This window comes from Coleofasciculus sp., from assembly GCF_046539235.1.
Lineage (GTDB): Bacteria > Cyanobacteriota > Cyanobacteriia > Cyanobacteriales > Coleofasciculaceae > Coleofasciculus.
The window spans coordinates 1-9,800 of sequence record NZ_JBKHHI010000249.1 but is presented as its reverse complement, the minus strand read 5'-3'; the positions used below and the strand labels follow the sequence as shown (position 1 = coordinate 9,800).

The window sequence follows — 9,800 nt, the reverse complement described above, 5'->3', positions numbered from 1 at the left end:
ATGGTAAGGGTTGATCAAAATCAACGCCGGATTCTCCCTCTGTCGCTATCATGGAATTCACTTCTAAGACAGACTGATTGGATCAGCTAGCCACACCCACAGGCTTACCGGAGTGCAAGAATGTGGAAATACCTGGTCTAGGGCTTGTGCGATCGCGCCGTTTGGTCTGCTAGGAAGGACATATCAAACCGAACCAGTGCAACGGTGTCAGATTGATTTGGGGTAGCATCTGGGCAACTATTCACAGGCAAGCCTGGTCGGTGATGTAAACCGATGTTACCGTCAACCATGACCAATTGGTCAGCCATTTATCCCTATACCCCTCATATCCTGGTTGTCTGGCTGGGGGTTTTTGCCTTAGTCGCCCTACTCACTGGGTTAATCTCCATTGGGATACGTCAATCCCTCTCACATTTATGTCAACGGTCTAAAGCCTTGACAAATTCTCTCAACTCTGATTCAGAGTTGCATGCCTTATTTGAGGCGATGACGGAACTGATTTTCGTCAAAGATCGCCAAGGACGTTATCTGAAAATTGTCTCAGCAAATCCAGACTTGTTAGGTCAACCGGTTGAAGCGATGCTGGGCAAAACGGAGTATGATATTTTGGCGCGATCGCAGGCGGATCAGTTTGTCGGGTATATTCGCCAAGCCTTAGACAGCCAACAGACGGTTCAGGTTGAGTATCGTCTCACCTTGGCGGATCGAATGGTTTGGTTTGCAGCCAGTATTTCACCCATCTCCAAAGACTCCGTTCTCTGGGTAGCACGGGATATTACCGAACATAAACAAACCTTAGAAGCGTTGCGAGCCAGCGAAGCGCAGTATCGAGATTTAGTCGAAACCCCCAATTGCATTATTTTACGGTGGGATGTTCAGGGAAAAATTAAATTCATTAATCGTTATGGTCAGACCTTTTTTGGCTACGATGACGATCAACTCCTAAATTCTTCTCTAGTCGGAACTCTCGTCCCGAATACGCCGCGATCGCAACGGATGCTGTCTATCTTGATTCGAGCTATCCGTAAACGTCCAGAACGCTATCGGATCAGAACCGTAGAAACCATTCATAAGACAGGGAAAACGGTTTGGGTGACCTGGGCAAATAAACCAATTTTCAATGAGGAGAGTGAATTAATTGAAGTTCTCTCAATTGGCACGGATGTGACAGAACGCAAGCAAGCTGAAGCCGCCTTGAGAGAAAAAGAGGAATATTTACGATTAGTTATCGATAATATCCCGCAACAAGTCTTTTGGAAAGATATCAACTTAGTTTTTCTCGGTTGCAATAAAAAGTGGGCAAAGACAGCCGGGTTAGACAATCCAGAGGTTGTGGTCGGTAAAACAGACTATGATTTACTGCCTAGTCGAGACATTGCTGAACTCTACCGCCAGCAAGATGCGCGGGTGATTAGCCGGAATCAAGCCGAATTTCATGTTGTCGAAACCAAACAAAAACCCCCCGTTGATGGACAAACGGTTTGGCTGGATGTGAGTAAAATTCCCATCCATGATGCCCAAGGTAACGTGGTTGGCGTTTTAGGGGTATTAGAAGATATCACCCAGCGTATTCAAGTTGAGAAACAGCGCCTGCAAGCGGAAGCTGACTTGCGGGCGGAGCAAGAAAAGTCGGAACGCCTGTTATTAAATATTTTGCCCGAGGCGATCGCCGAGCAATTGAAACAAAATCACAGTACCTTAGGCAAGTACCACGGGGAAGCCCTAATCGCTGAACAATTTGACGATGTGACAATTTTGTTTGCGGATATTGTTGGGTTTACACCTCTATCCAGCCGAATGCCACCGACGGAATTGGTTCAATTACTCGGAACCATTATCTCCACGTTCGACTTGCTGTCTGAGGAGTATGGGTTGGAGAAGATTAAAACCATTGGTGATGCTTATATGGTTGCCTGTGGTCTACCCTTACCCAGATTCGATCATACTGAAGCGATCGCGGATATGGCATTAGAGATGCAACGGGTGATTACTCAATTTCGCATGGATACCGGAGAAGCGTTTCAACTGCGGATTGGTATTAACACCGGACCTGTGATCGCTGGAGTCATCGGGATGAAAAAGTTTATTTACGATCTGTGGGGGGATACGGTAAATGTCGCCTCACGGATGGAATCCCAAGGAATTTCTGGGGGAATTCAAGTTACTCAGGCGACGTATGAGCGGTTAAAGGATCGCTATACCTTGGAAAAACGCGGGGTGATTGAGGTGAAGGGCAAAGGAGAAATGCTCACCTATTGGCTGACGGGGAAAGGGTGATTGGGGATTTGTCCTTTGTTCATGGTTCATTGTTGATGGTTCATTGCTAATCCTCTTCCCCTCCTCCTCCCTCCAACAAGGGCGGGTTTAGTTAAGTGAGTAGGGGCTTGGTTACCAATTCACTACTTAGATTTTGTCAAGCACTTGCAAAAAATATTTACATTGTGTTACATTTATTAATGTCAGACGAAAACAAAGGAGACAAGCAAATGACTACACGCGGTTACAGCGTCGAAGAAGGAGACAGACTGAATAACTTTGCGATCGAACCCAAGGTTTATGTCGATGACACGCCACGCACTGGCTGGACACAATACGCGGAAAACCTCAATGGACGTCTAGCCATGATTGGCTTCGTGTCACTCTTGGCGGTAGAAGCGCTGAGTGGACAAAGCTTGATTGGCTGGTTTACTAACCTCTAGACATCAGAGAGCGCACTCGTTTAACCTTGTCAGGAGAGACATAATGAAAACTGATTTTGACTCTTTCACGAACAAAGACCTATTTAGACCCGTTATTTTTCGGACTGATTTTAACAACTTTGATTCTCTAACACTGAACCAAGCTTGGTCATTGTTTTTTACCGCGGGTCAAGAAGATAAAGTCCTAGGACTAGAGCCGGAATTCGGTCGATTTTTCAACAACCTGTTAATCGCCGTTGGAGTGACGGGAACTCTTGCAGCACTCTTTATCAGTACCATTAACTAAGCTGGTGTATCCAGTTGGTTTCCGGTCAACCTTAATAGGTTTCCGACAAGTCCTGGTTATAATGACCAGGACTTAAATAATATATTAGAGGATTCTCCCTAAATTGTTCTATACCCCTCCCTGGTATTTTCAGCCGCCCTACAGTTTGCTTTAATAAAGAACCAGATTCAGCCCGGTCAGAAACAGCATTCAGTGGGAGGGAAAATCCAAAGCCACTATGACAGCAGAAGAACTTTTGCGGCAATATGCTGCTGGAGAACGGTATTTTCGTGGCGTCAACTTACGTGGCGTCTTTCTCAGGGGGGTTTCCTTAAAACAAATAGACTTAAGATGGGCTGATTTGAGTCAAGCCTCTTTAGTGGATGTTAATTTCTCTGAGGCAAATTTACACGGTGCCAAACTGAACGACTCTCTGCTCATTTCCGCCAAGTTTAATCAGGCAAATTTAACCCAAGCTAATTTTACATCGGCTATTTTAATTTTAGCCAACTTGAGCCAGACGTCGTTAAACCAAACAAACTTCCAAAACGCCAACTTGAGCTTGGCAAATTTCCAGGCGGCTTCTCATTGGAGTTCAGCGCATCTTCAAAGCGCCATCCTTAAAGGAGCGATTATGCCTGATGGCAAGGTTGTTGGCAAAATGAAGGGGTGGAAAAAGCGTCACTCAGTTGTCAATGTATTAAACTTCAATGTCGCTGACTTAAGCTAGGTTTGTCGTTGCACGAACTATGCCATAAGTGCTGACATCGCTGATTACAAACGTTGAAGTCAGTGACATTTGTCAGAGAAACGAGAACAATAACTTATGTTCCCTGTTTCTGGTTCCCTGTTCCCCGTTTCCTGTTCGCCGTTTGCCAAAAGATGCCCTCTAGGGGTATTGCAAATTATTAGGAAAACTTGTTGGATTTAATTGGGTATAGTACGAGAACCGCCAAAGGTAATCAATGAGGAAACCACTATTCATTTTCGCGAGTCTGATGGTCTTGACAACTGGGACGCTAGTGGGCTGTTCCCAGACTGAAACCACCAGCGAGACTCAGACACAAACAGAAACTCAGAGTGCAACTCAAGCAAGTCAAGGGAGTGGAACCCTAGAAATCCGGGCGAATGGAGAAGATTTTGTCCGTCAGGGTTTCACGTCAAAAGACGGCTGGAAAATCTCCTTTGACCATGTATACGTCAACTTAGCCGATATCACCGCTTACCAAAGTGATCCGCCGTTCAATGCTGAGGCGGGTAGCAAAGTGCAAGCGAAAGAAAAAGTGGTTCTGGACAAAACCCACACCGTTGATTTAGCCGCAGGTGGGGAAGATGCCGAACCCATTCTCGTGGAAGAAGTTGCCGATGCCCCTGCCGGACAATATAATGCTTTATCCTGGAAAATGGTCAAAGCTGATCAGGGACCGGCTGAAGGTCAAACCCTAGTGATGATGGGGACAGCCGAGAAAGAGGGGCAAACCATTGACTTTACCATTGCCCTAAATCAGCCCTTAGAATTTGTCTGTGGGGAATTTGTCGGCGACGAACGCAAGGGAATTCTTGCTCAAGGTGATACCGCCGACTTGGAAGCCACGTTCCACTTTGATCACCTCTTTGGTGATGCAGGTGCACCCGCTGATGATGAGATTAATACTGGTGCGTTGGGGTTTGAACCGCTGGCGACTCTAGCCAAAGACGGCACACTAGAGTTAGACCAAGAGCAGCTCAAGTCGGGACTCTCCCCAGAAGAATACCAGAAACTTCAGGAAATTCTTCCCAGTTTAGGTCACGTCGGTGAGGGTCACTGTGAAGAAATCCAAACCGTTGCCAACAAATCGAGTTAAATTGATCATTTGTCTTATGTCCTTTTGCGATAAGGAAAATCATCACGAACAATAAAGAGGAGTTATGGGTCGCGAACTGGGTTTTAACCGTTTCTAAGACATTAAGAAAATGTGAGCGATGAAGAGTAAATTTTTAGTCCCCCTTATCCTAATGTTAGTCATGAGCTGGTCAGCTAAAGCGACGGCTCATGGTGCCAAGATTAACTATGAAACTACCCAGGCGATTAAAATTGATGCGGCTTTCGATAACGGCGAACCCATGTCCAATGCCCAAGTTACGGTTTACTCTCCCCAAGATCCTTCTACTCCTTGGTTGCAAGGAACCACCGACGAAAATGGTAGCTTTGTCTTTGCTCCCGATCGCTCGCAATCGGGAGAATGGGCGGTTCAGGTTCGCCAAGCGGGTCACGGAGATTTAATTAATATTTCTCTGGGTGAGAGTGAATCAGCAACAGAGAACACCGCAGATAGTCAAGTGATGAGTACTCAATCCAAGAATGACTCCTTCACACCTATCCAAATTGTGGTTATGGCGGTTGCGGTGATCTGGGGTTTTGTCGGTACAGCACTCTATTTTGCCCAAGGAACAAAACAGGCTAAGTAGGTGGTCACAATTAGGTGAGAATTGTTCATTGTTCATTGTCAAAAAAATCAACAATTAGATCAGGGCGGGTTTTGAACAAATGTTATCATCAATCATGAAACGTAAGTCCATAAACCCGCCCCTACAAGTCAGGATGTGTTTTGAATAAATGTTATCATCAATCATGAAACGTAAGTCCCTAAACCTGCCCCTACAAGTTAGGGCGGGTTTTGAATAAATGTTATTATCAATCGTGAAACGTAAGTCCCTAAACCCGCCCCTACAAACCCGGTTCTATCGAGGGTCGTGAAGGGTTCCGCGCCCTGCCCTCTTGCCGAAGTGAAGGGTCAAAACTACAGAAAAATTATGCATATTCCTGACGGTATCCTGCCTGCTTCTGTCTGTATCACAGGTTACGCAGCGACAGGAGGTTTCACTTGGTACTCCCTGCGCCAAATTAACCGAGATCCGAATCCCCAAGAGAATATTCCCAAAGCATCCCTACTCACAGCCGCCTTTTTTGTCGCCTCTTGGATTCACATTCCTATCCCACCGGCGAGTGTCCATTTGATTCTGAATGGGTTGTTAGGCACAATTTTGGGATATTATGCGTTTCCAGCCATTCTCATCGGTTTATTCTTTCAAGCGATTATGTTTCAGCATGGTGGTTTATCCACTCTAGGAGTAAACGCTACAATGTTTGGCGTCCCAGCACTTTTGGCGTATCATCTATTTCAATTGCGCCTAAAATTCGATAAAGATAATCGAGTGGTAACGGGTATCTTTGCCTTTGTCGGTGGGGCGGGAGGTTTGGGAATAGCTGCCCTGGTATTTTTTGGTTTGGTTATTACTAATATTCCCGCAAATATAGATGCGTCAACCGAAAAAACGGCAATTTCCGGATTGGTATTGGCTCATATCCCACTCATGGCAATTGAGGGCGCGTTTACGACAGCCGTGGCTCTGTTTTTGAAACAAGTCAAACCTGAATTGTTGGGGAGTTGATGAAACACGGACTGGATTTTTACGCCAATTTAGACTCTCCGATTCATCGTTGGGAACCCCGTTGCAAACTAATTGGCTTATTTAGCTTAATTTTTGCGTTTTCATTCGTTGAACATTTGAGTTTGCTTCCAGGGCTGTTGATGGTGACGCTGGTGTATTATCGCCTCTCCAGATTACCCCTCTCGTTTTTGCGATCGCGGCTACGCTACCCCGGTTTTTTTTTGCTGGCGATTACTCTGCTTTTACCGTTTACCGTTGGTAGTACGGTAATCGTTCAGATAGGTATTTTGAGTCTATATCAAGAGGGAATCGTGGCGCTAGCGCTGATTGCGACTCGATTTTTATGTATTCTCACCGTGAGTTTAATTCTCTTTGGTACAGCCTCGTTTTTGAGTACCGTCAAAGCCATGCGATCCCTGGGACTTCCGGCGGTATTAGCGGATATGACGCTATTGACATACCGCTATATCGAACAGTTTGGTGAAGATTTAACCAAAATGAAACGAGCGATACAACTGCGGGGGTTTCGAGCGACTCGTTTCTCGCGCCGCAATCTGAATGTGCTGGCGTCTCTAGTGGGTAGCTTATTGGTTCGCAGTTACAACCAATCCCAGCAGGTTTATCAAGCGATGATATTACGAGGGTACGGTTATACCCTGAAACATCGTAAACCGCCTAGTAGCATAAATCGGGTTTCTCGTGGGGATTTAATTGCGGTGGGGATCACCTTCGCGATCGCCCTTGGGTTCGTTGTTGCTGAAATTTGGGTAGAAAGGCGGTAGTAAACAGAAAAATTTTATCCAATCCTTACCAATGACGAATGACAAATGACATAAACAGACGAATTATGAGACCACAACAACAACTTGTATCTAACCCAGACAGTGCTAGAGAACCGGCGATCGCGATTTCGGGTTTAAGTTTCTCCTATCCGGATAGACCTGAGGTTTTAGAAGAGGTTAATTTTAATATATATCCTGAAGAACGAGTCGGTTTAATTGGACCCAATGGTGCGGGTAAAACAACGCTATTCCTCTCAATTTGCGGTATTTTAACACCAAACTCTGGAGACATTGACTTATTTGGAAAACCTGTCGTTGTGGGTGAGTTTCGCCCGGAAATTGGCTTAGTGTTTCAGAATCCCAATGACCAGTTATTATTACCATCAGTATGGGAAGATGTCGCCTTTGGTCCACAGAATATGGGGATGTCAGGGGATGAGGTCAATGATCGCGTTCAAGATGCACTTTCTTTGGCTGGTGTGGAAATGCTCTCAGAACGAGTACCGCACAATCTTTCTGGGGGTGAGAAATGCATGGTTGCGATCGCGGGCGTGTTAGCCATGCGTCCCCAATTGGTTCTGTACGATGAACCCAGTGCGAACCTAGACATGCGCTATCGTCGTCGCGTGATCAACTTTCTCCAAACCGCCCAGCAAACCATTCTGATTTCTTCCCATGATTTAGAACTAATTATCGAAGTGTGCGATCGCGTGCTTTTACTGGATGAAGGACGAATTATTGCTGATGGAACTCCCCAGCAAGTTATGGCTAATGAATCGTTAATGAACGCTCATGGTTTGGAGATGCCGCACTCCCTGCGTCTTCATCATCAGTAACTGAAAACTATAGCGTCAGAGTTCTGAATCTGCGATCGCACCTATTTAGGGTCTGCTGAATAAGTTTTGTGGTGGGGAGAGGCAACACCTCGACTTCGCTCGGTGTGTCATAGGGAATAGGCTTTCTTGCAATGGTTTCAACATCTCGACTGCGCTCGATGTTGACCCTGAGCGAAGTCGAAGGGTCAACCCTCTGTTGATGTAAAATTCGGCGCTGAGGTCGGCAAAAATTCCAGGATGCAAGAGGGTGCGCTTCGTTTTATTAACAACTGGTAGGGGCGACCCGCCTAGCTTAATGAACAACACCAGTCCCCTTAATTACATCGGGTCGCCCTCTCCTCCACCCTCTGTTTTTGTCAGACTACTTGCACGTTATGGTAATACAAAAATCCCTGACCTAAAGGATTAAGTCAGGGATGATAGTGTGAGGAGTGCATAAAAAAATGGACGGGGGCTAGGTTGGATGCCTAACCCAGGTTTCAAAGCCTTAGACTTTCTGCTTACCTTTACGACGAGAAGCAACTCCTAGAGCAGCGACTAATCCTAGTCCAGCTAATGTTGCGGGTTCAGGAACCGTTTCACTGATTGGGTCAGATAAATTACCGTTGAAGAGATAGTTATTCGATTGTCCACCTCCCGTTAGCGAAGCGGTAATTAAGTTGCCGTTAATTACCGCATCGTTAAAGTCGAAAGCAGCGAAAGGCGCTAAAATACTACCTTGTATTCCGATGCCACTGGCTGACAGATCCCTAGCTTCATAGAAGTTGTAGATAACGTTCTGTCTCTGATCAATACCACCCTTGAAATCAAAGCCAAAGTTTTGTAATGATGCTTCGTCTCCACTAACATTTACAATGATAGTCGAACCTGGATTTACATCAATGTTGAAGCTGTTGGCAGTGCTTAAATCAGAGGCATTGAGATGAAAAATGTTTTCGTCTTCATCTGAGCCCGCTAACGTAATTCCACCATAAGCTATTTCTGTTGTACCCGTCGCCTCTAACCCTCCTAAAAATTGAGATAATGCTTGTAATTCCTGACTAGCTGCGGCGAAGTCAATGGGGTTATCTTGGCGAAGGGTTCCCCCATGCTCAAGGGTTACAGACGCAAGTTCTGCTGTTTCCCCGTAAACTGCATTGCCTCTAACTTGACCATTTTGAAAGACTAAATTTTTACCAACAATCAAGACATCGCCGTTGTTCCCGTCTTGAGGCAGATTCATTCCTGCATAAAAATCTGATAATGTGACATTTCCGCCAATGGCGACCTTTCCCTCAGCATCAGTATTGCTTTGATTCACATCGCCTAGCACAAATATATTATAGTCAGAAGCGATTCCGAGATTAATTGCATTAGCCTGGGTAGATAATCCTAGTACCATCGTCGCCGCAATTGAGAAGGGAGCTACCAATTGTCTTATGCGCGAAAAAGTTTGAGTATTCATCTGTAAAATTCAACTGTGTAAGGAACTCTGAGTTTTAGGTATGACTTTTAAGTAAGTCCGTTGTGTTAGATGCTGAACCTAACCTTTGCTCAGTTGTTTTAATCTTATTCAACAAACTGACTAGATGTCAGTATAAATGAAAGAAGATCATCAAGTCTTCATGCTTTTGAGTAACTTGATGAAACTCTAGTGAATTTTCACCCAGGGCAAAAAATACGAATAAAGTGGTAGCGTTAGTGAAGCCTAGAACGTCGGTCTAGCAATAAGTTATCCTCCTTCCGTCCCCCTTTTTGATCCCCCTCCCGTCCCCCTTAAAAAGGGGGAAGCCAGATGTTGCTTCGC

Annotated in this window: 11 protein-coding genes; 9 read left to right on the top strand and 2 right to left on the bottom strand. The window is 45.3% G+C overall.

Annotated features, from left to right (window positions below; genetic code table 11):
• Nucleotides 1-137 precede the first annotated feature (137 nt).
• Nucleotides 138-290, bottom strand: coding sequence for a hypothetical protein (locus tag ACLFWI_RS19865; RefSeq protein ID WP_446414345.1), 153 nt, complete (start codon nt 288-290; stop codon nt 138-140).
• Here ACLFWI_RS19865 and ACLFWI_RS19860 point away from each other — a divergent pair.
• The 9 genes from ACLFWI_RS19860 (at nt 289) to ACLFWI_RS19820 (ending at nt 8,014) form a co-directional block, all read left to right on the top strand.
• Nucleotides 289-2,277 carry an adenylate/guanylate cyclase domain-containing protein gene (locus tag ACLFWI_RS19860; RefSeq protein WP_446414344.1) on the top strand — a complete coding sequence of 663 codons (1,989 nt, stop codon included), beginning with the start codon at nt 289-291 and terminating at the stop codon, nt 2,275-2,277. The genes ACLFWI_RS19865 and ACLFWI_RS19860 overlap by 2 nt on opposite strands.
• Nucleotides 2,278-2,486: 209 nt before the next feature.
• Complete coding sequence (locus ACLFWI_RS19855) at nt 2,487-2,699, top strand: chlorophyll a/b-binding protein (RefSeq protein WP_446414343.1); 213 nt, start codon at nt 2,487-2,489, stop codon at nt 2,697-2,699.
• A gap of 43 nt (nt 2,700-2,742) precedes the next feature.
• On the top strand, nt 2,743-2,985 hold the full coding sequence (locus tag ACLFWI_RS19850; protein ID WP_446414342.1) for a hypothetical protein: 243 nt from the start codon (nt 2,743-2,745) through the stop codon (nt 2,983-2,985).
• A 217-nt stretch (nt 2,986-3,202) separates the two neighbouring features.
• Nucleotides 3,203-3,694, top strand: coding sequence for a pentapeptide repeat-containing protein (locus ACLFWI_RS19845; RefSeq protein WP_446406625.1), 492 nt, complete (start codon nt 3,203-3,205; stop codon nt 3,692-3,694).
• A gap of 268 nt (nt 3,695-3,962) precedes the next feature.
• Nucleotides 3,963-4,808: a DUF4382 domain-containing protein gene (locus ACLFWI_RS19840; RefSeq protein WP_446406626.1), complete on the top strand. Its 846-nt coding sequence runs from the start codon at nt 3,963-3,965 to the stop codon at nt 4,806-4,808.
• Between the two features lie 160 nt (nt 4,809-4,968).
• The gene (locus tag ACLFWI_RS19835; protein WP_446414341.1) at nt 4,969-5,412 is read left to right on the top strand and encodes a carboxypeptidase regulatory-like domain-containing protein; all 444 of its coding nucleotides are present in this window, start codon (nt 4,969-4,971) and stop codon (nt 5,410-5,412) included.
• A gap of 345 nt (nt 5,413-5,757) precedes the next feature.
• Nucleotides 5,758-6,396 carry a cobalt transporter CbiM gene (cbiM, locus tag ACLFWI_RS19830; RefSeq protein ID WP_446406628.1) on the top strand — a complete coding sequence of 213 codons (639 nt, stop codon included), beginning with the start codon at nt 5,758-5,760 and terminating at the stop codon, nt 6,394-6,396.
• Nucleotides 6,396-7,178 (top strand): cobalt ECF transporter T component CbiQ, encoded by a 783-nt coding sequence (gene cbiQ, locus ACLFWI_RS19825; RefSeq protein WP_446414340.1) that lies wholly within the window; start codon nt 6,396-6,398, stop codon nt 7,176-7,178. The genes cbiM and cbiQ overlap by 1 nt, the downstream gene beginning before the upstream one ends.
• Before the next feature lie 65 nt (nt 7,179-7,243).
• Nucleotides 7,244-8,014, top strand: coding sequence for an energy-coupling factor ABC transporter ATP-binding protein (locus ACLFWI_RS19820; protein WP_446414339.1), 771 nt, complete (start codon nt 7,244-7,246; stop codon nt 8,012-8,014).
• Between the two features lie 487 nt (nt 8,015-8,501).
• Here the strand turns inward: ACLFWI_RS19820 and ACLFWI_RS19815 are convergent, their stop codons facing one another.
• On the bottom strand, nt 8,502-9,458 hold the full coding sequence (locus ACLFWI_RS19815; RefSeq protein ID WP_446414338.1) for a choice-of-anchor A family protein: 957 nt from the start codon (nt 9,456-9,458) through the stop codon (nt 8,502-8,504).
• Nucleotides 9,459-9,800 lie beyond the last annotated feature (342 nt).